The following is a 25,208-nucleotide window of genomic DNA, read 5'->3' as shown; positions in this document are numbered from 1 at the left end:
ACCTATGATCGTTTGATTCAATAAAATCATTGGAGCAGAATTTCAATTGCTTGATTTTACATAAACTCTTCCCACCATTTTTTCCAGGTTATTTCTCCCAGCTGATCGAGATCTACTTTTTCTCCAATCATAGGAAGTGTAACAGGAATACTTTTTTCTTCTGCATATTTTGAAACGAGTTCCAATGGCTCAAACCAGGGATGCTGGGCTAATTTAAATTTAGAATTATGGACAGGAATAAAGTTTTTAGCTTTCAACTCCTGCACTTCTTTGATGATCTGTTCAGGAAGACTGTGAATGTAAGGCCATTTTTCATTGTACTGACCACATTCCATTACCGCAAGATCAAACGGTCCGTACTTCTCCCCGATCTCTTTAAAGTGATCTCCGTAACCGCTGTCACCGCCTAAGAACAATTTTTTAGATGGAGTCTGTAATACAAAGGAAGTCCACAGGGAGATATTCCGTGTCAGGAGTCTTCCTGAGAAATGTCTCGCAGGGGTCAGTGTAATTATGAAACCATCTGCTAAATGAATGCTGTCCCACCAGTTTTTCTCAATAATTTTCTCGGTATCCCAGCCCCAGTACTCGAAATGCTGCCCTGTCCCCAGTCCGCATATAACCTGACCTACTTTGTCTTTGAGAGCCTTAACAGTGGAATAATCCAGGTGATCCCAATGATCATGAGAGATCAGAAGGAAGTCTATGTCCGGTATATCTTCCGGCTTGTAATGATCTGATCCGGAAAAGGCCTTTATGGAACCCGGCATTGGTGAAGCGTTGCCACTGAAGACAGGATCTACAAGGAATTTTTTGCCATCGATCTGGATAAAGTAAGAGCTGTGTCCGAACCATACAAGAACATTTTCTTCAGGCTTAAGGTTTTTCAGATCTGTGATCACAAAGGGAATGGATGATTTAGGACTTGTATTCTCTACTTTGCATAGTACCTGCAGGAGCAATTTGGTCATGCTTTCTCCTTCCAATAACGCAGGTGTGGGAAGTATATTCTGAAATTTTCCGTTGGTATAGTTAGTCAGCGTACTGAAATAGGTCTTTCTTTTTTCGTTGGGAAACTGTCCCATTTGCTTCTTTAAATTCATGCTATTATTTTTGGTGCTCTGAATCCTGGTCATTGAGATTTAATCAGATGAATAAATATAAGAATAGATTTCTTATTATATGAATCAACGAATAAAGGGAGTATTTTACTTTATATGGCACAATCTTCTTTTACACAAGCTCTCCTAACTTTAAAGTATAATTTTCATAAAAACTTAATCATATGTGAATTTTTTATTTATTTTTCAGATGTGATGTAACAAACCTCCTGTAATAACTGTCTTATTGGTGAAATATCACTTTGAATGAAAATAATTATATCTTCCGCTGCATTATTAATAGGTTCTTTAACATTTGCGCAAGTAAAAAATGATACCATCAAAGAGAAGGAAAATCAGATTGAAGGCGTTACGTTAACGGCAAGAAAACCGACTGTAGAATCTAAGGTGGACAGAACGGTGTTTAATGTGTCCAACAGCTCTATCCTTGCAGGAAATACAACCTGGGATGTCCTTAGAATGACACCGTTGGTGAGTATTGATAATAATGATGCTATAAAAGCGGAAGGTGAATCGGTGACGGTTTATATCAACGACAGAAAATCTGTTTTTACAGGGAAAGAACTAAAGGAATACCTGAAAACCATTCCTGCGGATAACCTGATGAAAATCGAGGTGATTACAAGTCCGTCATCCCGTTATGAAACAGCCGGATCGGTCATCAATATCGTGCTTAAAAAGAGAGATGATGAAGGAATGAAAGGCAGTATAACCTTCAATAACAGACAGAATACTAAAAACTCTCAGTATACGAATCTTAATCTTAATTATCATAAGAAAAATTTCACACAAACCTTTGTCGGAAGCTACAGCGACAATACATGGGCACAGAAAAGCCTCTACATTAACTCGCTGTATAAGGATAATGACGTTACCCAAACCAACAATGAAAGTATAAGCAGAAATAAAAGTCCTTCTATTTCCTCAACATCGGAATATGAACTGAATGATAAAAATAATATAGGACTTATCCTTGAATATTATCAGAGCAAAAGTTCCACAACGTCAGATTCTGACTTCATCAGATCGAAAAATGATGTGCTGTTTGATTCTTATCATCAGGATCAGGATGCTACAGGACGATACCGCACACTGGGAACGAATGTTTTTTATAAATATTATGATAAAGAGAAAAACAGGATATTGGATGTCAATTTAGGTTCCAATTACAATTCTCAGGAAAATACAAATGAGTTTTTAAAAACATCCAACATAACACCAACAGTAAGCCTGCTAGGCTTGAATTCTCATGAACAGACCCGAAACTATTATCTGAAAGTAGATTATACCCAACCGCTCGGAAAGGGCGGAAACTTTGAAGTAGGTGGAAAAATGGATTTCAACAACAATGTGATCCCGAATAATCTGTCCGGGAACAATGCCGAAAATCTCCGTCCGAACGATGTTTTTCACTATGAGGATAATATCAATTCCCTGTATGTGAACTACAGCAAAACCTTCTTTGAAAAGCTGGAAACAAGAGTGGGAGTCCGTTATGAACATATCGATTATAAAATGAGACAGGATGTAGCCGGTACGGAAAGAAAAGATTCTTACAGTACTTTACTTCCCAATCTATTGGTAAAATATTCTTTTTCGGATAAATACGATCTGAGTCTTACTTATAACCGTAATCTCTGGCGTCCATGGTATTCGGAATTTAATCCTTTTCTTGTTCCTACCAATGACGGAACGTACTCTCGCGGAAACATGGACCTGGAACCTAACCCCAGCCACAGGCTCTATATGAAATTCGGGATTCTGAAAAAATATTTTCTTTCAGCAAGATATATGTATACTGACAGGGATTACTGGACATCCATTGCGGAGGAAAATGGCAGAACGGTTAGCCTACCTGCCAATTTCAACGGAAAGGTGCAGAAATATTATCTGTTTGCGAATACCAACCAGACTTTCCTGAAAAATAAAATGAACGTGAATGTAGGAGTTGGATGGTATTATATCGACAATCATGATTTCAACGAGGTTAATGACCTTAAGGGTAAAAATTACATAAGCTATCTGGGTGCTTCAGCTAATCTGTCGTACACCAACCTGTTTAACAAAAATATTAACTTAAGTGCATGGGCAGAGCTTTCCAACCAGAACAACGGAAACTCATATGCGAATAAAACAAATATTTTCCACAATATCTCTGCGACCAAAATATTCCCTAAAACACAGATGGAGATAAGTCTTCAGCTGATGAATATTTTCAGCAGACCCAATTTTGATTCCACCAGCTTCAGCCAGGTCGGAACTACCAGAAGTTCTACAAGATCCGACTGGTATGGGTTTTCACTTACTTTTGTGAAACGTTTTGGAAATCAGAAGGTGAAAGGAAATACCAAGACGGATGTGGAGAAAAGCAGCGGTGGAGGTAAATAGGCAAGAAAATCAGTGCTGACAGTCTGTTTGCAACAGATAAAATAACAAGAATAACAGCTAAAAAAGACACTTGCATTGATGTAAGTGTCTTTTATTATGCATGAAGAATAACCCTTAATTCAGGATTTCATTCATCTGTGTTAAAATAATAGGTTTTCCATCCGTCACTACAATGGTATGTTCGTGCTGTGCCATATAACCGCCTTTGTTCCCTACCATAGTCCAGCCGTCATTGAGCTCTAGAGCTAGGTTTGAAGATGTTGAAATAAATGTTTCGATGGCCACCACAGAATTCTTTTTGAACCGTCTGGAATCGAAACGGTTTTTATAATTAAACAGCTCATCAGGTTGCTCATGTAAGCTTCTCCCAACCCCGTGCCCGGCAAGATTCTTAATAACTTTAAAACCTCTTTTTTGGCTTCAGTTTCCATGAGAAATCCAATATCAGCTATTTTCACACCTCCTTTTATAGAATTGATGGCTTTTTGTAAAATATCTTTGGAAGCATTTACCAGTTTTTGGTGGGAATTAATATCTTTTCCAATAACAAAAGAACCTCCGTTATCTGACCAATATCCGTTAAGTTCTGCTGAAACATCAATATTAATCAGATCGCCTTCCTTCAAAATCCGTTGATCAGTTGGAATTCCGTGGCAAAATTCATTATCCACACTGATACAGGTCCAGCCCGGAAAACCATACGTTAAATAAGGAGCTGATTTTGCACCAAAGTCTGAAAGGATCTTCGCCCCGTACTCATCAATTTCTTTTGTCGTCATACCGGGTTGGGCATAATCAATCATCTCTTTTAAGGTATAGGCTACAGCTTCACTCACTTTCTGCATTCCTGCCAATTCATGTTCATTCGTTATTGACATTGTTATTTCTTTTGGTTATACGTGGAAAATATTTTTCAGGAGTTCAATACCCTTTGAAAACGACAAAGTTAAGGATTTGAAATATTATTTACCACGCGTATAAGTTCATAATTTCCACCACAGAGCCAAAACAAATATTCATATATAAAAACCTATTGAGATTGAAACTAATAAAAAAAACCGTCTCACCTTTGATGGTGAGACGGCTTCCTGTAAAAATATCAACCAATATATTTTAGTTAATAGGCATAAAAAGGGATACCTTCTGATACATAATTAATTGGAGTTCCGGGATAAGTAGAATAATAATGATCTCTTTCACTTCCACTATAGAATTGATAAATAGGTTTTTTTGAACTATCCATTGTTGCATAAAATGCAATTCCTTCATAGGCATAGTGGATAGGCGTTCCAGAATGAGTAGAATAATAGTGATCTCTTTCACTTCCACTGTAAAACTGATAAACAGGAACAGTATTCGGAGCTTTATAGCTATATGCTTTAAACTGCTCGCCTTCAGCCTGATAATTATAAGGTGTTCCAGGAGAAGTTGCGAGGTAATGATCTCTGTCGCCAGGACTATAAAAACCGTAGACCGGAACAGGAATATAATCTAAGAAAACTTTATTATCAATCAGATATTGATTAACATATGCCTGAAGCTGAGCTTTTTTAACCGGGTCTTTCACCAAGTCATAAATAAATACCAGCCCATTGTTTCCAAAATCTACCAAAACAGCATTATTTACAGTAGAACTGTTTTGCCAGTTGGCAATATTGATTTTAGGATTGGATTGGTCCAGGTTCAATTCACCGATCAGGCCTTTTGAAGGATCTCCTCCTCTTGTTCTATACGATAATTTCCTGGAGAAGTTTTTGTGTGATTCCGCTGTATTTACATCATTCTCTACGTTGACATCAAAGATACCTTTCATCCCAACTTTAACACCGATTCTGGCTGCACGTTCACGGGATTCATTAGTTGTTTCAGATTGGAATATAACATCCATTTTAGCACCCGTATAAATGTCTACCGTTACGTGTGTACCATAATCCTGGACAATTTGCTGAGGTGTTTTTGTCTGTAAATCCTGCGTAAATTCAGGAGTCAGGTAGTCTCCCAACATATCTGTTGTTGCATTGAATCTCAATCTTCTTTGTTTGATTAAAAGATTGTAACTTCCATAAATATATTTTGCATCAAACTTATTGGTGTTAGTCACTGCAGAATTAAAGCCTACCGAAAGTGTTTTCTTAAATAATGGGATACCAGCCGTTACATCTACTTTGGTCGACACCATTTTAGAATAGGATTCAGCATTTTCACCATACTCTTCAACATAATCTTGTGAAAGTGTATTTTCAGCAACCAATCTGGGACCTTGCTCAGCTTTGAATCTGTCAATATCAATTACTTTAAAACCTGCTGCACTCGCATTTGCATATTCACCCGCGGCATTATAACCGTGTCCCAGAACATCATATTGCCCATCACCTGCAAATTTTCCGGCGGCTATACGACTCTCTTTTCCAGGATTCTCAGATATCACTTCAGTATTCAACTCTTCCGAAGAACATGAAGCCATGAAAAGCAACAGCAATGTGCTGAAGCAAAGTAAAATTTGTTTTTTCATAGTTATTAAAATTTTCAACAAAAGTAATATTCAACACATGGTGAAAAAAGTAAAACAATATGATATATATCACTAATTAGGGATTTTAAAAAGCTCATGAAAGGCCATTGTAAATGATAAATAGAAACAGCTTAATTAATCGGTAACATATATATCTTCAACATTTACTGTCTGTTTAAATTTTAGGCATGCTCTAAATGTTTTTAAAAATTTGATATATATTTATCTAAAATTTACACATGTTAGAAAATTTCGAATTCTATCTTTTTTTGGTTCTGCTCATCACCATGCTTATTATGCTGGCGAAAAAAATTAAGGTCGCCTATCCTGTCTTGCTTGTGTTGGCGGGGCTTTTAATAAGTTTTATTCCGGGCGTACCACCCATAAAAATAGAACCGGAATTAATATTTATCATTTTTTTACCGCCCTTATTGTATGAAGCAGCCTGGTCAACTTCATGGAAAGAACTTTGGCGATGGCGCAGAATTATTTTCAGTTTTGCTTTCGTAGTCGTGTTTTTCACCGCGTTATCGGTTGCCATTTTCGCTAATTATTTCATCCCGGGATTTTCTTTAGCTCTAGGCTTTTTATTGGGTGGAATTGTTTCTCCACCCGATGCAGTAAGTGCCGGTGCGATTTTAAAGTTTGTAAAAGTACCCAAAAGACTGGCTTCCATTCTAGAGGGCGAAAGTTTACTGAATGATGCTTCTTCTTTAATCATTTTTCGGTTTGCCATGATTGCTGCTGCAACCGGACAATTTGTATGGCATGAGGCAGCAGGAAGTTTTGTTTGGATGTGCATTGGCGGTGTAGGAATAGGACTTATCATCGCATATATTTTTCTGAAAATGCACAAGATTTTACCCACCGATTCAAACACTGATATTTTACTGACTTTTATTGCGCCCTTTTCGATGTATCTGGCAGCAGAACAGCTTCACGCCTCCGGAGTTCTGGCGGTGGTTAGTGGCGGCTTATTCCTCTCTTACCGCAGCCACGATTTTTTGAGCAGTGCCTCCAGAATACGCACTGTAACCGTTTGGGAAAGTTTTTGCTTTTTGCTAAATGGAATTGTTTTTATGCTTATTGGCTTAGATCTTCCCGAGATTGTTTCCGGTTTAGGTGACACCGATATTTACACAGCAATCGGTTATGGAGTTGCGGTTACTGCAGTTCTGGTTATTGTAAGAATTTTTGCCGGCTATGCAGCAGTGATTACAACCTTAATTATGAGAAATTTCATCACCGTTGCAGATGCACAATCTCCCGGCTGGAAAACGCCCATGATCATTGGCTGGACGGGAATGAGAGGCGTAGTCTCTCTGGCTGCTGCACTTTCAATTCCCATGACTTTAGATGACGGAACACCTTTCCCACAGAGAAATCTGATTCTTTTCATCACATTTGTCGTGATTCTTTTAACATTGCTTGTTCAGGGACTTACGCTTCCTTTTTTATTAAAAAAATTCCCACCTATAGACCGTGATTTTGTAAGAAGCGAAAAGGAAATCGATTACGAAATTCAGAACAGCCTTGCCCAAGTGGCCGTTGATAAAATTCGTAAAGATTATGCTCATAAAATAGAAAGCTTCCCGGCATTAAAAGATCAATTACAGAAATACGAAAAACAACTGAGCAGTTCCGAAATTATCATTAATTACACTGAGTACAGAAATATTTATATTGACATTCTTGAAACTCAAAGAATCTGGCTTATTAATAAAAACCGCGAAGAACTTTTGCTGGATGAAGAAATCATCAGAAAACATCTTCGCTTACTCGATCTTCAGGAGGAAAGATTGAATATGAAAAGTTAAATATTCCTCCATAGAAAAATAAAAACCGTAATACTCTAATAAAAGTATTACGGTTTTTTGTTGTGGTCCCACCTGGGCTCGAATATTTTTTATTTTTCCCTTTATTTATTGGGATTTCAAGCAATTATTTTTACAAAGGGGAAAGTATAGGGGAAATATTCCATTATTAATTAAATATTATTTTGAATTCATCATAATAACGGTTGTGGATTTAAAACGAATATTTAGTAATTAAAAATGTAGTCATTTTTTCAACTTCTTCCTATAAATAATTTTAGTTTGTATTAACTAAATTGTCCTACTTTAATAAAAACATTGATAGATGATTCATATCTTTGTTATTAGCAATTAATATGTACACTTTTTATGGATATAAAGGAAATTTTTGAAAATAAAATTAAAATTGAGGCAAAAGTTATGTCAATCGACAGCCTATTTTATAATCCTGACCGAGTTAAAAATACAGACTTCAGTCCATCGTACCAAAGGAACTATGTTTGGGATGATGAAAAAGCAACATATTTTATTGAAAGTATTTTACTTGGTACTGAAATTCCACCGCTTGTATATTTTAGAAATTCCGATAAAATAGAGGTTATCGACGGGAGACAGAGATATCAGACGATTTTAAGATATAAAAATAATACTCTGAAACTTAAAAAAGGTGGATTACAAAAACTAGGTAATTCAGGGGTTGCAAATATCTTTTTTAAGGATATTGATATGGAACTACAGGATCTTTTCCGTGATACAAAGTTAAGAATCATTGAATTTAGTTTTCATTCCAGAGAGGGAATAAATGATGATATTGAGGAAATTGTAAAAAAGGAAATTTTTAAAAGATATAATTCTGGGATTACACCTCTTAAACCTACCGAAATTAATAATGCGGTCTACTTTGATGATGATGTAAACTCATTTTTTAAAAGAAAATTGCAAGATGATGAAATTATTTATAGGAATATTTCCAATATATTTCATTTTGAGAAAAACAATATTGAGGTCATGTTAAAGCTAATAAGACAGCTTTTGGTACAACATGAAATTCCCATTAAATATTATTCAACAAAAAAACAAACAATTATATCAAAATTTTATGATGGATTGTTTGATAAAATTGATATTTCACAAATAGAACATATTTATGCTAGCTTCATAAGCAAAATTAATTTATTAACTCGAATAAAGGAAGAGTTTAATAAAGTTACAGATCAAACATATAACAGGCTAATATCGGAATCCCTATTTTGGGGGTTATCTATTCTAGAAAATGAAGAAGTTGAACATTCTAAGATTAATAATAACAATTTTATAAAAGACATTGTAAGATTCGTAATTAATAATATAGCAGTTTTTGATACTTATAGAAGTTCTTTTTCAAAAGAGCTATATAGTAGATATTCTTCTCTTGCATCATTTCTCGAAACACGTTTCAATTTAGATCTAAAAATTTATTTAGATTACTCCTTAGACTTTAAACAACGTAACAAAGATATTTCTCCAGAAAATGAGGAAAGAATAAGCTTTGATGAATTAAGAATTAATAAACCCGAACCATCTTCAATAGCAATTATGGATGTTTGTAGGCAAATGGAACGGCAAAAATTTCTTATCCGTCCACCGTATCAAAGAAATGAAGTTATAAATCAAAAAAAATCTTCATCAATAATTGAAAGTATTATTTTGGGTATAAAACTCCCTCCGATATTTGTTTACAAGAGAGAAGATGGCATTTCCGAGGTTTTAGATGGTCAACAAAGATTGTTAAGCATATTAGCTTTTATGGAAAAGACATATCTTGACGAGAATAATAAGATTAGGAAATCAAATAAAAATGGCTTTACTTTAAATCTAAAAAACCAAATCCTTAAAGACTTGCATGGAAAAAAGTTTCAAGCACTAAGTACAGAAAATCAAGAAAAAATTAAAAATTTTGATCTTTGGGTAATAGAAATTGATTATAAAAATAATAAAAACTTTGAACCAGTTGATTTATTTGTCAGACTAAACAATAAGCCTTACCCAATCAAAGATGACACATTTGAAATGTGGAACTCATATATATCAAGAGATATTATCAGTACTATAAAGTCTGTTCATCACAACCATTCACCGTGGTTTTATTTTAGAAAAAATAATTCCAGAATGGAAGATGAAAATATATACACAGCCTTAGCATATTTTCAATATTGCTGGAATAATAATATCGATTACACTTTAGATTTATTCAATAATTACTATCCTGATGAAATTGATATATACAAAGTTGGAAGTAAAATAAATTTTAGAGTAAAATCCAAGGTCGAAATCACACGAGTCCTAGAAAATATAGATGCCAAAGAAGATTTTATCAAGGCAATAAACTATTTAGAGTTTGATTTTATAAAAAAATTAAAAATACTATTAACTGATGACGATCAAAGTTCAAACTTAATTCTCAGTAAAAATCTTGATGAGATATTTATGATTGGAAATGCTAGAAGAACTCAACAAAGTTTCTATGCATTATGGTATTTTCTGTTTGATATACCTATACAAAATATCATCAACAACAAGGCGGATATACGTAATTATCTCAAAAACTTATTCGCAAATATGAGTAGTATTAAAGATAAATCTACTTTCGAAAAAAATGTGAAGAATTTTAAAAATAAATTTTATCAGGAAACTTATACAACAAACAAAATCACTGCATATCTGAAAGAAATTGCTCACATTAATTTGGGACTTATGCCTCAAAGAGATATTGATGATAACAAAAATCTTCACCCATCAATTAATTATAAATATTTATATAACCTTGACTTTAAAAACCTAAAAATTAATGAGGGAGATTTAAGTCAAATAAAAATAGATGAAGATTCGAGTTTAAGAAATATTTTTGATTCAAAATCAAAAATACTTTTATCAAGAATTTATAACTATACAGATCGTTTTAATGTTGCTCTGGTTAATGAAAAACTTGCATTTAGTAATCAAATAGTAGGTATTGTAGTTCATAGGGTTTCTATATTACAAGAATTTATTTTGGCACTACTAAGTAGTAAGTACTATTATTTTAGATATTTCAAAAACAAAATAAGTGGTACAAACTCAAATATTATTCAATTAACTATGTCAGATATTAATAATATTGAAATACCTATATTGAGCATAGATGAGCAAAAGCCCTTCAAATTAATAACTGATTATATAAAAAACAGTGAATTAAATTCTAAAATTAATTTATTTTATAGAAGAGTTTTAGATGCTATGGTTTATGAAATATTTTACAAAAACGAATTTGAGGGTTTAAATATAAACATCATAAAGTATATAACTGAACTTACAGATATTAGCAGCCTAGATTACATTGACATACAACAAAATATAATTGATTTTTATGAAAAATTAAGTAGTCCTCAGCATTTATTAGGTGCACATTTAATTCAAATAATGAATATTGCAAATCTTAATGATATTGAATCTAGTTTATAATTATGGAAAAAAGGATCACAAAAATTCATTTAAATAATTACAAAGGTTATTTTGGCGAATATGAACCAATTTCATTAAATAATGGTGAAAATGTATTAATATATGGAGAGAATGGTAGCGGAAAAAGCTCTCTATATAAAGCAATAAACCATTTCTTTCTAAGTTCAAGAGATAATTCAATTATATTTGCAAAAAATAAACATAAAGACGGAGAAGATGGAGAAATAAAAATTGAATTTTCTGATTACGACATTATAAATTCAAAAGTTATTGAATCGTCGGAAGTAAGTTACAATTTCACAAATAATACCTCAACCAATAGGATTCAATTTATTCAAGATGCTGCTTTAATAAAAGGCTTCCTTGATTATACTGATTTATTAAAAATATACTTTAATGACGATCCTAATCCTAACTTATTTGAATTAATTGTTTTAACAATTTTAGGAGATCATATACCAGTCAGTAGTGGAGGTAATTTTAAATTTAAGGAAAGATGGAATCAACTTCAGGATGATTTAAAATTGAATTGCTATACCCGAAATGATGCAATACATAAAACCGCGCTTAATCTTTTACCTACATTCGAAACACATCTTAAATCAACTCTCGATGACATTTTCGAAAAAACAAATTTATATCTACAAAAATATTTCATTGATTTTAATATTGAACTAGGCTACGATTTATTACCATTAAATTTCCATTATGAATATTATAAATCTGATTGGTATACCGATGCTGATCTAAAGTTAAAAGTTAAAAAAAATGGTTTGGATTATAATGACGGCTATAGTGATTATCTAAATGAAGCTAGACTTTCAGCGATAGCAATTTGCATGTATCTATCATCTTTAAGCATAACAAATAATAATTTTGATATTAAAATTTTATACTTAGATGATGTATTTATTGGTCTTGATTCAGGGAATAGAATTCCTATTTTGAAAATATTACAAGATGATTTTTCGCAATACCAAATTTTTATTTCAACTTATGATCGTCATTGGTTTGAACTAGCGAAGCGTCAATTTCAAATTTTCAGTGATAAATCTTGGAGCTATTTAGAAATTTTTGTTGGACATGATATTGACGCCAATGGAATTAAAATTAATAAACCTATTATAAATAAAGGAAAATCTTATTATGAACGTGGAACCAACTATCTACATCATGATACTCAACCTGATTATCCTGCTGCTGCAAATTACTTCAGAAAAGCTTTAGAAGAATTACTCGGAACTGAATTACCTAGCTATGAATTAGTTGACAATGAATTTACAAGAATACCAGAGTATAAACTAACTAAGTTAATTACTATTTGTCATGATTTTTTAAAAAAGATAAACAATAGCACACTTCATATTGATACAATCAACAGTCATCTCTATACTCTTTTGCACCCATTATCTCATCATGAAATAACTACACTTATCTATAAAAGAGAATTAGAATCAGTTGAATATTCATTTTATAAACTGAGAGAACAGCTAAAAACTTTAGAGATAAATAAAAAATATCAATGTATAAAAGGTAAAAATAGTCGTTTAAGAATGGGGTTTACTATAAGTGCACAACCTCACCAAATTTTTTATTACGAATTTAAATTGCAAGAATCTTTATTAATATATAAAAATGCTAATGGATCTTTGGGAATTACAAATTCGAAATGCAATATTATAAAACTTGAAAGCATAACCGATGGTAGATCTACATACAAAAGAGATATTAGTAAAAAAGACAAAAATTATTATTATAAATCCATATCTGAAGCTATTAATAAAACCCACCATCACATAGTTAATGTTAACAAGCACAATATTTCTTTACCAAGTAATGAAATTGATTTGATAGAACATTATAATGGGACTGCATGGGAGCCCCTCCAAAATATTACGATTTGGAAACAATAGATAATAGATAAAGATTTAAAATTTTATGCAAAATTCCATTAACACAAATTCACATAACATTATCTTGTTATTAAAATTTGGGCAGGAAAAATATATGAAAGATCTATTTTACAATGGTGATCTTTTTTTCAACTCTATTCAATTTTTCAGAAAATTTGAAGACAATGAATTAAGAGGAGATAAATACGAAGGAGTAAGTTCTATACGAAATTTACCATCAGGTACAATTGAAATTCCTAAATTAAATTACAAAGGAAATTATATTTCAATGCACCTGAGAGAATCCTATGAACATGTTTTAGGAAACATTTATAGTTTGTATTGTATTTCTTCTCATGGTTGGAAAAACCCTAATGATGTCAAAATTGATCGAAGAAATAAAGATTTTGGATCTCACTGCGTAATGATCAAAGATCTCCCTAAATTCATGAGTTTAATTAAAGCAAAATTAGGTGAAATGCAATTAGATTTCGAACATGGATTAATTGATTATTATGATAGGGAAAAAGTAAATAAGAAAATTACATTATTTGAAAAACCATTAGAATTTGAGTATCAAAAAGAATTTAGATTTTATATTCATCGTGAATCTGAAGATCCTATAAAAATATCGATTGGAAGCTTGGAAGAAATTGCGGAATTACATACAACTAAAGATATAGTTGAAACATTGAAACTTCAGAATAAAAGTCCATTATAGAGAACATTAAAAAAATATTAAATGGTAAAATTGGTAACAGAGGGAAACTATAAAAAAATTATAAAAAATCCTGAAAAATATGGCATTGAAATGTCTTTTTCCCAAGAAGAAAAAGCATACTCGTTAGATAGAGAAACTATTTCTGAAATGTTCCATGGTGCATATGCTAATTTTGCAAAATTAAAAGTTGATGAAAAATATTTTATTGATATTAAATCAGTCTTCAAAATAATCTGCGAATTGGAGAAAGTTTCTCTAATTGACAAGCACAATTCAATTTCAATTGAAAATATTAGAACATTTTACATTAAGGATTATTACCTCATCACTAGAGATAAATTCAATGGAAATATCAAGCATAAAATATCAGATTTTTTGGTAAGTTGCGGACATATAAATAAGGGTAGGCTGGAAAATAGAGGTCTGTACTCTACACAAAATTCTTACAAATCCTATCAATACTATAATGGTATAAAAACCCCGAAAGATCTATTTCATCCAATAAAATTAGGAATTAATGACACTTTCCTTTCTAATCAATTTGCTATCGACAACTTTGAATTACAATCAAACATTATCATTCAGGATTAATTAAATTACGAATAAATGAAAAATGTCATAATCAGAAAACTAATTATGACATATTTTATTTAATGGTCGAAAATTCTCTTTTAAATACCATAATAGGAAAATATATTACTAAAAAAAGAACATCGAAATTTGCCTTATTAATTAACGTCATCATGGTTATTAATTTGGCTATAGCTTGAAAAGTAAATCAATTAGTGAGCTATTGCAAATCCCCTATCTTATTCTTTAAACGATAGCCCAATATTATTTTACTTGATTAAACAAGAAACTTCCTTGCTTCCTTATACCCTATTCCTATATATTATATTTTATACCTAATTTAAGTATTATATTACTCTTTATACTAAGAGCTTCTGAGTAATGAATCAATTTTCTCGTCTAATTTAGCTCGAAATTCTTCCTTGAAACCATGTCTGAATTTGCGCTCATAATTATTATAAAAGTCTCTGTACTCTTTTTTAAATTTTGATTGCTTTTCCTTCTTCATCTGAGGCAACAATTCCTCGAAAAAAACATCTGGTGTAATATTTTTAATTCCTTGAAATTTCAATAGATTATCCATCGGCTTTTTTTCTTCGCCTTTAATCAGATCCATAACTTCTGGAGATACGACATCAATAAATTTTACCTTTTCATATAAGTGTGCTATCGAATACAAAAGATGATTCCAATTATCTTTTATTTTAAATAGATTGTTAATCTTATCATCAAAATTTTTATTGTAAAATCCACTTACTTTATCAACTTTTAACTCAAATCTTAAGAAATAATTTTTCTTAGTTACCTTATCTTTTAATTTTTTCTTGTTTTTGGATTTAACGAACAATTCATTGTTATTTTCCATTTTTACTATTTTATCATAGAACGAAACTGAAAAATTACTTCCAATAAAACTTACTCCGTTTTCACTATATATATTTTTTTCGGTCAGCCCCTCAAAACTTTGAAAGCAACTTAATATACCTTTCATTTTTACGGGTAAGCGAAGAGTTACACCTAGTTCAATTTGGGTAATTCTAGCTTTCCATAATAATTTATTATTTATTTGAAATTCTTTGCCATATCTATTAATTATTCTCTCAAACGATTTAGAGGCTAAATCGCCCAATACTCCAATTCCATACCAATCCTTTCTGATATTTCTGTGAATAATTAATTTATTTTTGACATTATAGTCCACATTTGGTAATCTCTTCGAGATTTTATATTGAACATACTGAATATATAAATATTTGCTATACTTACTGGGCAAAACTCCCATATCGTCATTCGATTCATCTTCGTTAATATCATCATCTTGAATATAATTATTCCGATAAGTATAAACAATATCACCGTTTTTATTTGGTTTATTTTTAAAGAATTTTTTACTAAGAATTTCCTCGCTTAATGCTGCATTATCTACAACAAATTTTATTCTATCAACCATTTTTTATTTATTTAAGAATTTTTCAACATCGATTTTTTTTACATAAATTTTCGCATTAGGTTTTTTCTGAATGGTCTTTAGTCCCATATCTTTGTATCGGTAAAAAGTTTTGTGACTAAACCCAAAATGCTCACAGGCTTCTTTCACTGTCAATAATTCCTTAAAATTACATTTTTCATTGATAAGATTTCTGAGCTGCTTAATTTCTTTTTTTAATTTTCGATTTTGTTTGAATACATACAATGCTAATTTTTTATCCATTGCCTTAATTTTTTTTGTTAAACAGTATTTATTTTAATTAACTGCAGTAACATTAAAACGATAGTTATTTCATATAGTCATTTGATACCAAAAACAGAAAACATTGATTTTCAGTAACAAAAATTTCATATTAAAAAAGCGACCAAATGATCGCTTTGTCATATTATACCTAGATAAGGCTAATTGGCTATTATAAGCTCAATAAATAGAGAAATCAACAAAAAAAATACACTCAATTAATTTTTTAGGTAGAATCTTAGTGAGTATCAATCCAAAAGAAATATTTAAACATTCTTTCTTTTATCCATAAGGTAATTTAAATTCCATATTAATTCGCATCACCTTTAATTACATCATCTAATAAATAAACTTTATACAAATGATTCTTACCACAATTACAATAGTCCGTGGTTGTTAATTCAACAATAACATATTTATCATTTACATATTCAATATCAATAGACTCAAGATGTTTAAGGTTTTTATAAGTATCTTTTAAGTCATTTTTTAAAAAAGCAAAATTTAATAAATAATCATAATTATAGATAGGTGGGAAAGCTATAACTGTAGTCATTAAAAATATAAAAGCTATTTTGACAAAATTATTATTACTAAAAAGAAAATGAAAATTGGGGCGTATTTGACTTATTGTAGATAAAAAATAGATTACCAATACACCAATAGGAGAAGCAAGTACAGCGAAGAAAATATTAATTAAATTAAATTCTTTTTTTAGATTTCTGAACGCATTTACAAATACATAATTATCCATAACATAATCTTCAATTCCAATCAAGAAAAGAAGTATACTTAAACTTAAAAGAAACATTCCTATTGAATAAATTTTAAATTTCTCAGATAGTAATAATAGCATATAATAAAGCCTAATCCAGAGATAAAATATAATAAATAATAATGTTGTCATTATAATTATAGCCAATCCATCAGGAATAACCTGAGAAACAGAAAAGAATCTCACCATCTCAGGCTGAATCATAAATAACCTAAGCAACTGTTCTAACCCTCCTAATACAGAAGGGATAACTACAATTAAAGCTATGTTCTCTTTAATTAGAGTATAAAAGTTTCTGACATCTAATCTGAACCCTAAAAACCTCTCAATCCAATTCATAATTATTTGTTTTCAATAAATTTATAAATATTTTGAGTTAGTTTTTCAATGGCTTCACTTTTACTTAGAATTTCCCAAGAAAATTCTTTCTTTGCTACTAATTCACTTAATGCCCTTTTATTCTTTAAAGTCCCTATATTGCCTTTCTCGCCTACTTCATATTCAGACTGATTTAAAATATATTTTCCATCAATTTTTCCCATATTAGCCCTGATTTCATTTAAGAACTCTCCAATATATCTTGTAGAATAATCACTACTATTTACATTTTTTAGAGTTTCATTGATTCTTTCTTTAATTATCGAATCATCTCTATTAACAAGGGTTTTATTACATAGTGAAATTAAAACATCTTCCCAAACTTCGTTCGGTAAAAAATTTTCGATTTCTCGATGAGTTCTAATTATTTCGGGATAAAAATTATTAGATTTAGCACTTTCTATTCTAGCAAGTCTCTTTCCTTTACTAGAATCTGGGTCTACATTATCACTATCAGCAAGCAAGAAAATTCTATTTGATAATGACATCGCTTTAATGTTATTTATTATTTTTTCTTCTTCAATTTTTGTTTCTTCCCCATCTACACCTTCATCAAAGAAATAATGATCTAAATTAGTACCAGCATATTCAAAAAATGCAAAATCAATATCTTCTTTTGGAAATCTTTCCCCAATGTGATCATAATAAGATTTTAAAAAACCTTTAATATAAAGTCTATCAGAGACTCCTTCAACCCAAATACTTGAATTTGCCATAAATACAGATGAATTATTTACACCTATATTTTTTAAAACATCATTGTCTCCTGCATTAACATTTTTAATTATTAATTGTTTACCTTCAGAATCTAATTTTGAATAAAATGAATAAATAGAAATATCATTTTCTTCAAGAGTCAAATCAAGAAAATGATTAGAGTGGGTAGAAATAAAATAAGTAATATTTTTCTCTTTCAGATTAGGATTAGAAGTGATTTGTTCTAAAAATAATCTCTGCATTCCTGGATGAAGATTTATTTCAGGCTCATCTATAAAAAAATACGAGTTCTTCTCTGCCATGAAAATTTTATACATCAAAACTATTAAGGATTGAATGCCATCTCCTAGCTGATATAAATATAAATCTCCCTCTCCTTCAATATGAATTCTTATATTTTCTCGACTTTTATCTCCACTTCTGCTATAATCCAAATTAAATTCTGCGACAATATCTATTTTTTTTTCGTTAAAAAAGTACTTACCTACAAAATCTTCAAAATTACTAAACAACTCTCTATTATATCTATCAGAGTTTCTAGCATTTAATATATCTTTATACAGATCAATTCCAGTAAAAATATTTACATTTTCCTCTAAACCATAATTTTTCTTTAAAGTTTGCAAAAATATATCACTCTCAATCTTATGATATTTGTAAGCATCCCTTCCGTATTCATCTTTTACTAATTCTCCTTGTTCAAATAAAGAATGGGCAGTTCTTAGAGTAGGTATATAATAAAAATTAGGCTTTATTTTTTCAGCTATTTTTGCTTCACTTCCAATTCTATCAATGAAGTATAGCATACTTCTAAGAGATTCAAAGTCTCCAATTACACCAGGATATTTTTTCAATTTAGACATCCTTTTTTGAGACCTATTATAGCTATCAATTTCCGAATTAATATTCCTAAAAACGGTTTCATCAAGGATGATCAATTCTTGCAGAGACATAATATCTCTCATAAACTTACTCTTCCCACTATTATTCGTTCCTATAAAAATATTTATATTATTTATATAAGGGAGATATTCTAAGGGCTTAATTTGATCGTTTTCTTCAAGATAATAACTATCTGATTTCTCAAATAGTAAAGTTTTCCAACTTTTCATAGTTTAGTTTTTTTATTATTAGCTTTTTACAATTGGCTAAATTTCAATAGTAAAAATTAATTAAAATTTCTTAATGGTCAAATAAATTTATTAAAGTAAGTTTTAAAATGATATTCGAGACATTCCAAATACTCAATGACATATTCGTTATCAAGATATTTTTAAATAATATCGTAAAATAAATTTTCAGCATTTTTAAAACATTTCACTTGTATTGCTTAGTCTCTAATAGACTTAAAAGTTGCGATTTCCTCTATTATCAGGACTTTTCCCCTTTCGGACTTCATAGTGCCTTTTTAGATACCCTTACTTGCTTCTTCTTGCATTCTGACTTATGCTTTTACTTGATTATTTCAGTGCCAAAATATCATGTTTTTACTTGCTTTCCTCTTGTTTTATTTTTCCTTTCAAACCTTATTTGTAATATTTGATTTTCTCAGCTTTCATAAATCCCTCCAAATTTCTGAAGGTGATTTTATCAGTTCTTTCAGCATTTTCTAATGCCTCCTTTTTACTTTTTTTACAATTGGGAGAATCTAAATCCACCTCTTTATCATTTTCATTGTAAAACTTATCAATTCTATATAATTTGAGATTTCCATAATTTTTATAAATACCACGGTATCTGATCTGCCATGCGCATTTATTATCTAAAAACCAATCCTCTTTTTTTACAGCTCCGAGCAAAACTCCTTTTTCATCAAAATAAAAATCCTGCGAACTATTCCAGTCACCCATGCCCCAAAAGCTATCAGATTTGCTGATGTAAATTATCTTATTATTATTTTTAATGATTCTATATGACATCATGATTTCACTATCGTCGTCCTCATTCTCATTATTAGGGTTAGTTTTTTTAAGAGTACCGTTAATCAGTTTATAATAGCTTAGGATTTTATCGGGATTATTTTCTATTATGTTATTGGCAAACTTCTCAGCTTCTTCGAGTTCCTGATTAATATTTTTCTGACTAAAAATTAGAACATAACTAATGAATGCAATGAATGTTATTAATTTTTTCATGATTAATTGATTTGTATTGAATCTCCCTGCTGATTGGGAGCGTTAATTTCAGTTTCAGAGTGCTGGGATACTTTATTTTTTTCTCTAATTTTAGCTTGTTCTTCATAATAATTATATCCCGTACTAGGTTTATACCTTTCGACCCTTGTTATATCAGTTCTTTTGGAATCGTGATCTGTGATATTTTTATTTTGCTTATTACTGAAGTTATCCTCTGCCAGGTTTTCATCACTGAAAAAGACTTTTGTAAATCCTAAAAACCCGTAAGCCGTAATTAGGTTTTCTTTGGAATCCTCGTTACGATACTCCAGTTTTCTTACCAAAACAAAATCTTCCTCATATATCCCAAGATTGGAATACCCTTTTTTAGAAAGTGTATTGGAAATAAAGTTTTGGGAATATTTCTCCGTCATTTCTTCTCCTAAAAAGAAGTTTTTCATCGTTTTAAAAATCTGAGGTTTTTGTAGTAATATTTTATCAACAATAGCATTCTGCATTTTAGCCCGATCAGGCTTTAAGAAAAAAGCAGAAACACTAAACAAGATGATTACACCAACGATTATATAAAATGAATAACTTTCTCCCGATTGTATTTTTTGAGTTATGTAAAGGTCATTTACAGCCTTTTTATTAACATCTTTATCACCTAAATCCCGAACCTCATCAGGAAACATGATCGAAATATCCCGTAATATCTCTAAGGCAAGATCATTATTGTATTGTTCAACGATTTTAGGAATTCTGAAGAGGTCAATAATTGCCCAGATAAAACAACCTCCTGCGGTAAGGATATATAATATCAGCCAACCCCATTTTTTAAGATAGGCGTAGTGCCATCCTAAAAGAAACCAAAGTAGGTAAGATATTCCTACAGATTTCTTTCGTCTTTCAAATTCGCTAATGAAGATTCGTTGTTGTTCTGAATTCAGCTCTCGAAATTTTTTCTGAATCAGATAAGAAAAGTTTCCCATGATTATTAGTAACCATTCAGTTCCAAAACGGCAGTTTAATTCATAGAAAAAGCGTGGAACTTTAAGCCAATCCGTACAAGAGGTACCGCTAAGAACCCGATAACCAGATATGACTTATCGCCCACGCCAATAGATGACACGGGCGTAAGCCTATCGAATTTGGTTATCTAAGAAGTTTAGCGGTTTTCCTGTACCAATGCGATAGCTTACGCTTTTATGTTAATTATATTTTTATCTTCTACGAAATTACGATTTTTTACCGTAACTAAAGTTTTTCATAGCATCTCTAAGTATGGAAAAATTAGAATTAGTATATATTAAAGTATTGGAAATATTTTTATGACCTAATAATTTACTAACTAAAGGCAAAGGAATATTGTACGAATTTACTAAGCTACTCCCAAACGTATGTCTGGCGAGATGAAAATGAACTCTTTTATTAATCTTAGCTAAATAAGCTAAATCCTTTAATTTATTATTAATAGTCTGATTAGTGATACTGGGGAAAATCTTCTCATCTTTCTTTTTACCGATTATATATTTACATAAGACCTTTTTAGCTTGTGCGCTAAAAGGAACTTTTAAAATATCATCAGTTTTCTTTTGAACGATTGAAATTACCGAATTATTTAAATCAACATTTTTAACTAATAATTGATCACAATCACTAAATCTCAATCCAGTATAACAAGAGAATAGAAACATATCTTTTGTTAATTTATACTTTTTAATTTGTTCTTCATCCAATTCTAGATTTCTTAAACGTACGACCTCTTCCTCGTGTAAAAACTCATCATTCACTTTTGGACCTTTAAACTTAAAGTTATTATACGGAGAAAAACTAATTTTCTGCATTAAGTAGATTTGATTAATAATAGATTTCAGACATTTGTGCATGTTGTAAACAGCACCACCTTCTTTCAGTTCCAACTTTTTCAAATATGAATCAAAGCCTTTCACAAAATTATAGTCAATATCTGAAGTACAAATATTCGACTTATAACTTTTAAGTCTTTTTCTTAATAACGAATATTTATAAGATGTAGCTTCTTTAAGCCCTTTAGCTTTGACAATTTCATCAAAAAGTTGATAAAAATCATTGTCACTTTTTCCTTTGAAATACCGATCAATTAAATCAAACGTAATAGATACTCCTCCAGCTTCTTTTAAGCTACAATGCGCTTCTAAGTCTGATTTTATTTTATTCAACTTAACATTTAAACTTTTAAATCCTTTACCAATAGCTTTGGAGTTTTTATCATCCCAAAACTTAGGATCAATAGATTCTTTTAAACCTATCTTCTTTGAACGGGAATTAATGATGATTTGTAAAATCAGTGGATTTTCTCCTTTAGCATTTTGTTTATCAGTTCTTCTGACAATTTTGATTGAATAGTTATTCATAACGAAAATATTTGTTTGTTTATATTCTCAATAACTATAGTAGAGATTTTGAAGAAGAAAAAATCAGCTAATTTAGGTATAATATTTCAAATATTAAAATTTAATTTACTGAAAATCAATATTTTACGTTTTTATTTTTATTTTTCAACCTAAATTGACAATAGGTCATATTATACCAGAATCAGGTAATAGCATTTCTTTTGAAAATACTGCTGTTTAATCTGAGGGGGAAACGATAGGGGAAAGTCATCTTGGGAACGATGACTATTTTTGTCTACAAACAATAACTTATAAATATAAAAAAACCCCTAAAATAGGGGCTTCTGAAATTTTCGAAGAATTGTCTATCTTCAAAACCGTGGTCCCACCTGGGCTCGAACCAGGGACCACCTGATTATGAGTCAGGTGCTCTAACCAACTGAGCTATAGGACCTCAAAACTTGGTTAAATTTTGTGATTGCAAAAATAGCAAAATTTCTTTCACCACAAAACTTTTTATTGCTTTTCTTGACAAAGTTCTACAAGAACTCCATTCGTGGATTTTGGGTGCAGGAAGACAACTAATTTGTTATCAGCTCCTTCTTTAGGTTCTTCGGAGATAAACTGGAAACCTTCTTTTTTTAATCTTTCTACCTCTTCAAGGATATTTTCCACACTAAATGCTAAATGATGGATACCTTCACCTTTTTTATCAATAAATTTTGAAACAGGGCTTTCCGGATTACTGGCTTCTAACAGCTCGATTTTGCTTTCTCCCGTTCCGTAAAAAGAAGTAACTACCCCTTCTCTTTCCACACTTTCTTTTTTATAAGATTCTTTTCCTAATAATCTGGAGAAAAGGTCGTCTGAAATTCCTAAAGATTTTACGGCAATACCGATATGTTCTAGCTTCATAAATAGTAATAAATATAATTAAATCGTAAATTTGATGCCCGGAGCTGAATTTCAAAGGTATCAATTCAAACAAAAGTACTAAATTTGCATAACTTATGGAAAGTAACAGACAAAGAAAAGTAGCACAGATCATCCAGGAAGACTTCGCAGAGCTTTTCCGCAAACAGGCTTCAGAAAGCAAGCAGAGTATATTGATATCCGTTTCAGATGTAAAAATATCGGCAGATCTGGGTATTGCTAAAATTTATTTAAGCATTTTCCCGCAGGAATTCCGTTCTGCGGTGATGAAAGAAATTGAAGAGAATAAGCCTCAGTACAGAAATTTTATCGGCCAGAAAATGGCAAAACAGGTACGTATAATTCCGCAGCTTAACTTTTATCTGGACACCGCTCTTGATGATGTTGAAAAATTAGAAAGAGAACTAAGAGGCGAAGGCGACAATCCGGTTTTATAGATCTTGAAGAATATTGCATTTTACATAGCATCCAGGTACCTTTTGGCTAAAAAGGGAAGCACCGCCGTGACGTTTATTACGTGGCTTTCGGTAGGTGCCATGACGGTTGCCGTGACTGCAATGTTCGTGATTATTTCAGTGTTCTCAGGCCTTGAAACCCTGAACAAAGACCTGATTTCCAACCTTCACGCTGATCTCACCCTGAAAAGTATTTCAGGAAAAACAGTGAAAGATTTGGATAAGGTTACTACAGTTTTAAAAAACAACAAAGCAATCAGCAGTTTTTCCCGGGTCATTGAGGAAAAAGTATATGTCAATTATAAAGGCAAAGGTGATATTGCTTATTTAAGAGGAGTTGATTCCGCTTATATAAGAGTTAATCCTATTGATAAAGATGTATTCTATGGAACTTACCCAAGTTTCGAATTTTCCAATGAAGTATTGATGGAAACGAACCTGCACAACAGGCTTTCGATTCCCATAGATTCTACAAGCAACTACGCTACAATCTTTATGCCCAAGCCGGGAACAGGTATCATTAACAAGGAGGAAGACATCTATAATAAAAGAGACTTTCTCGTGACAGGAGTTTTTCCGGGAAAAGAGCAGCTGGACAGTTATATCATTGCACCAATAGAACTTACCGAAGAATTACTCAGCCTTCCAAAAAAATCAGCGTACCAGATTGTAATCAAATTAAAAAATCCAGAAAATGCTGATGCCGTAAAGCAGAGTCTTCTTACTTCATTGGGGAAGAATATTGAAATAAAAACCAAGGAAGAAGAAAATGCAGCATTCTGGAAGATGATCAATACAGAAAAATTGTTCATCTATCTCATCTTTGCATTGGTGATCTTCATTACGACCTTCAATCTGGCCGGAGCAATTATCATTCTTCAGCTTGACAAAAGAGAGCAGTCAAGATCCCTTATTTCACTAGGTTTTCCGATCAGTCATCTAAGAATGACTTATTTCTATACCGGACTTCTTATAGTGATTTCCGGAGTGATCTCTGGGTTAATTGCAGGAACCTTACTCTGTTATTTCCAACTTTATACGGAATTTTTCAGAGCTAATGAAATACTCCCTTTCCCTGTAAAAATCGTTGGAAAAAATTATCTTATTGTAGCATTTACCGCTTCCCTATTCGGAATTATCATTTCGTGGTTCTTTTCCAAAATCAGCAAAGACTATATTACTAAAAGTTAACATATCCCGTTTGAAATAAAATCAGTCCATTTTCAATTTTTTG

18 protein-coding genes, 1 tRNA gene and 1 pseudogene are annotated in these 25,208 nt (G+C 31.3%); 8 read left to right on the top strand and 12 right to left on the bottom strand.

The features are described 5' to 3' along the window. Positions 1 to 56: 56 nt before the first annotated feature. The gene (locus tag ACMGDK_RS15305; protein ID WP_436808753.1) at positions 57 to 1,103 is read right to left on the bottom strand and encodes an MBL fold metallo-hydrolase; all 1,047 of its coding nucleotides are present in this window, start codon (positions 1,101 to 1,103) and stop codon (positions 57 to 59) included. Between the two features lie 264 nt (positions 1,104 to 1,367). On the opposite strand from ACMGDK_RS15305, the gene ACMGDK_RS15300 reads away from it, so the two are divergent. Beyond that, positions 1,368 to 3,509, top strand: coding sequence for an outer membrane beta-barrel protein (locus tag ACMGDK_RS15300; RefSeq protein WP_436808752.1), 2,142 nt, complete (start codon positions 1,368 to 1,370; stop codon positions 3,507 to 3,509). 114 nt (positions 3,510 to 3,623) lie between these two features. Here the strand turns inward: ACMGDK_RS15300 and map are convergent. Both map and ACMGDK_RS15290 read right to left on the bottom strand, forming a co-directional pair. Then, positions 3,624 to 4,387: pseudogene (gene map / locus ACMGDK_RS15295) on the bottom strand (type I methionyl aminopeptidase). A 239-nt stretch (positions 4,388 to 4,626) separates the two neighbouring features. Continuing rightward, entirely contained in the window at positions 4,627 to 6,021 is a 1,395-nt protein-coding gene (locus ACMGDK_RS15290; RefSeq protein WP_436808751.1) for an MAC/perforin domain-containing protein, read from the bottom strand. A 239-nt stretch (positions 6,022 to 6,260) separates the two neighbouring features. Between ACMGDK_RS15290 and ACMGDK_RS15285 the strand changes: the two genes are divergently transcribed. The 5 genes from ACMGDK_RS15285 (at position 6,261) to ACMGDK_RS15265 (ending at position 14,519) form a co-directional block, all read left to right on the top strand. Continuing rightward, positions 6,261 to 7,838 (top strand): Na+/H+ antiporter, encoded by a 1,578-nt coding sequence (locus ACMGDK_RS15285; protein WP_436808750.1) that lies wholly within the window; start codon positions 6,261 to 6,263, stop codon positions 7,836 to 7,838. A gap of 366 nt (positions 7,839 to 8,204) precedes the next feature. Then, positions 8,205 to 11,315 (top strand): GmrSD restriction endonuclease domain-containing protein, encoded by a 3,111-nt coding sequence (locus tag ACMGDK_RS15280; RefSeq protein WP_436808749.1) that lies wholly within the window; start codon positions 8,205 to 8,207, stop codon positions 11,313 to 11,315. 2 nt (positions 11,316 to 11,317) lie between these two features. Further along, the gene (locus ACMGDK_RS15275) at positions 11,318 to 13,228 is read left to right on the top strand and encodes an AAA family ATPase (protein WP_436808748.1); all 1,911 of its coding nucleotides are present in this window, start codon (positions 11,318 to 11,320) and stop codon (positions 13,226 to 13,228) included. Between the two features lie 94 nt (positions 13,229 to 13,322). Beyond that, the gene (locus tag ACMGDK_RS15270) at positions 13,323 to 13,928 is read left to right on the top strand and encodes a hypothetical protein (RefSeq protein WP_436808747.1); all 606 of its coding nucleotides are present in this window, start codon (positions 13,323 to 13,325) and stop codon (positions 13,926 to 13,928) included. Between the two features lie 21 nt (positions 13,929 to 13,949). Then, a complete protein-coding gene (locus tag ACMGDK_RS15265; protein WP_436808746.1) occupies positions 13,950 to 14,519 on the top strand; it encodes a hypothetical protein in 570 nt (189 codons plus the stop codon). Positions 14,520 to 14,862: 343 nt separating this feature from the next. On the opposite strand, the gene ACMGDK_RS15260 is transcribed toward ACMGDK_RS15265, so the two are convergent. The 9 genes from ACMGDK_RS15260 to mce form a co-directional block, all read right to left on the bottom strand. Beyond that, entirely contained in the window at positions 14,863 to 15,948 is a 1,086-nt protein-coding gene (locus tag ACMGDK_RS15260) for a hypothetical protein (RefSeq protein ID WP_436808745.1), read from the bottom strand. Positions 15,949 to 15,951: 3 nt separating this feature from the next. After that, positions 15,952 to 16,209, bottom strand: coding sequence for a helix-turn-helix domain-containing protein (locus ACMGDK_RS15255; protein ID WP_436808744.1), 258 nt, complete (start codon positions 16,207 to 16,209; stop codon positions 15,952 to 15,954). 328 nt (positions 16,210 to 16,537) lie between these two features. Then, positions 16,538 to 17,341 (bottom strand): hypothetical protein, encoded by an 804-nt coding sequence (locus ACMGDK_RS15250; protein WP_436808743.1) that lies wholly within the window; start codon positions 17,339 to 17,341, stop codon positions 16,538 to 16,540. A 2-nt stretch (positions 17,342 to 17,343) separates the two neighbouring features. Continuing rightward, entirely contained in the window at positions 17,344 to 19,209 is a 1,866-nt protein-coding gene (locus ACMGDK_RS15245) for an AAA family ATPase (RefSeq protein WP_436808742.1), read from the bottom strand. Between the two features lie 414 nt (positions 19,210 to 19,623). Further along, positions 19,624 to 20,232, bottom strand: coding sequence for a hypothetical protein (locus ACMGDK_RS15240; RefSeq protein WP_436808741.1), 609 nt, complete (start codon positions 20,230 to 20,232; stop codon positions 19,624 to 19,626). A 2-nt stretch (positions 20,233 to 20,234) separates the two neighbouring features. Further along, entirely contained in the window at positions 20,235 to 21,203 is a 969-nt protein-coding gene (locus tag ACMGDK_RS15235; RefSeq protein WP_436808740.1) for a TM2 domain-containing protein, read from the bottom strand. A gap of 246 nt (positions 21,204 to 21,449) precedes the next feature. Continuing rightward, a complete protein-coding gene (locus ACMGDK_RS15230; RefSeq protein ID WP_436808739.1) occupies positions 21,450 to 22,607 on the bottom strand; it encodes a tyrosine-type recombinase/integrase in 1,158 nt (385 codons plus the stop codon). Between the two features lie 359 nt (positions 22,608 to 22,966). Further along, positions 22,967 to 23,040 (bottom strand) — tRNA-Ile (locus ACMGDK_RS15225). A 62-nt stretch (positions 23,041 to 23,102) separates the two neighbouring features. Further along, positions 23,103 to 23,501 carry a methylmalonyl-CoA epimerase gene (gene mce / locus ACMGDK_RS15220; protein WP_436808738.1) on the bottom strand — a complete coding sequence of 133 codons (399 nt, stop codon included), beginning with the start codon at positions 23,499 to 23,501 and terminating at the stop codon, positions 23,103 to 23,105. 95 nt (positions 23,502 to 23,596) lie between these two features. Between mce and rbfA the strand changes: the two genes are divergently transcribed. Both rbfA and ACMGDK_RS15210 read left to right on the top strand, forming a co-directional pair. Further along, on the top strand, positions 23,597 to 23,956 hold the full coding sequence (gene rbfA / locus ACMGDK_RS15215) for a 30S ribosome-binding factor RbfA (RefSeq protein ID WP_436808737.1): 360 nt from the start codon (positions 23,597 to 23,599) through the stop codon (positions 23,954 to 23,956). Positions 23,957 to 23,959: 3 nt separating this feature from the next. Then, the gene (locus ACMGDK_RS15210) at positions 23,960 to 25,165 is read left to right on the top strand and encodes an ABC transporter permease (RefSeq protein ID WP_436808736.1); all 1,206 of its coding nucleotides are present in this window, start codon (positions 23,960 to 23,962) and stop codon (positions 25,163 to 25,165) included. The last annotated feature ends 43 nt before the right edge of the window (positions 25,166 to 25,208 follow it).

This window comes from Chryseobacterium hilariae (assembly GCF_051400735.1).
In the GTDB taxonomy this organism is placed as follows: Bacteria; Bacteroidota; Bacteroidia; order Flavobacteriales; family Weeksellaceae; genus Chryseobacterium.
This window is presented reverse-complemented; position numbering and strand designations above follow the sequence as displayed.

Coding starts and splice junctions, on each gene's coding strand:
- ACMGDK_RS15300 (WP_436808752.1), top strand. CDS start 1,368: ATGAAAATAATTATATCTTCCGCTGCATTATTAATAGGTTCTTTAACA.
- ACMGDK_RS15290 (WP_436808751.1), bottom strand. CDS start 6,021: ATGAAAAAACAAATTTTACTTTGCTTCAGCACATTGCTGTTGCTTTTC.
- ACMGDK_RS15285 (WP_436808750.1), top strand. CDS start 6,261: ATGTTAGAAAATTTCGAATTCTATCTTTTTTTGGTTCTGCTCATCACC.
- ACMGDK_RS15255 (WP_436808744.1), bottom strand. CDS start 16,209: ATGGATAAAAAATTAGCATTGTATGTATTCAAACAAAATCGAAAATTA.
- ACMGDK_RS15270 (WP_436808747.1), top strand. CDS start 13,323: ATGAAAGATCTATTTTACAATGGTGATCTTTTTTTCAACTCTATTCAA.
- ACMGDK_RS15235 (WP_436808740.1), bottom strand. CDS start 21,203: ATGGGAAACTTTTCTTATCTGATTCAGAAAAAATTTCGAGAGCTGAAT.
- mce (WP_436808738.1), bottom strand. CDS start 23,501: ATGAAGCTAGAACATATCGGTATTGCCGTAAAATCTTTAGGAATTTCA.
- ACMGDK_RS15250 (WP_436808743.1), bottom strand. CDS start 17,341: ATGAATTGGATTGAGAGGTTTTTAGGGTTCAGATTAGATGTCAGAAAC.
- ACMGDK_RS15280 (WP_436808749.1), top strand. CDS start 8,205: ATGGATATAAAGGAAATTTTTGAAAATAAAATTAAAATTGAGGCAAAA.
- rbfA (WP_436808737.1), top strand. CDS start 23,597: ATGGAAAGTAACAGACAAAGAAAAGTAGCACAGATCATCCAGGAAGAC.
- ACMGDK_RS15260 (WP_436808745.1), bottom strand. CDS start 15,948: ATGGTTGATAGAATAAAATTTGTTGTAGATAATGCAGCATTAAGCGAG.
- ACMGDK_RS15305 (WP_436808753.1), bottom strand. CDS start 1,103: ATGAATTTAAAGAAGCAAATGGGACAGTTTCCCAACGAAAAAAGAAAG.
- ACMGDK_RS15275 (WP_436808748.1), top strand. CDS start 11,318: ATGGAAAAAAGGATCACAAAAATTCATTTAAATAATTACAAAGGTTAT.
- ACMGDK_RS15265 (WP_436808746.1), top strand. CDS start 13,950: ATGGTAAAATTGGTAACAGAGGGAAACTATAAAAAAATTATAAAAAAT.
- ACMGDK_RS15245 (WP_436808742.1), bottom strand. CDS start 19,209: ATGAAAAGTTGGAAAACTTTACTATTTGAGAAATCAGATAGTTATTAT.
- ACMGDK_RS15240 (WP_436808741.1), bottom strand. CDS start 20,232: ATGAAAAAATTAATAACATTCATTGCATTCATTAGTTATGTTCTAATT.
- ACMGDK_RS15230 (WP_436808739.1), bottom strand. CDS start 22,607: ATGAATAACTATTCAATCAAAATTGTCAGAAGAACTGATAAACAAAAT.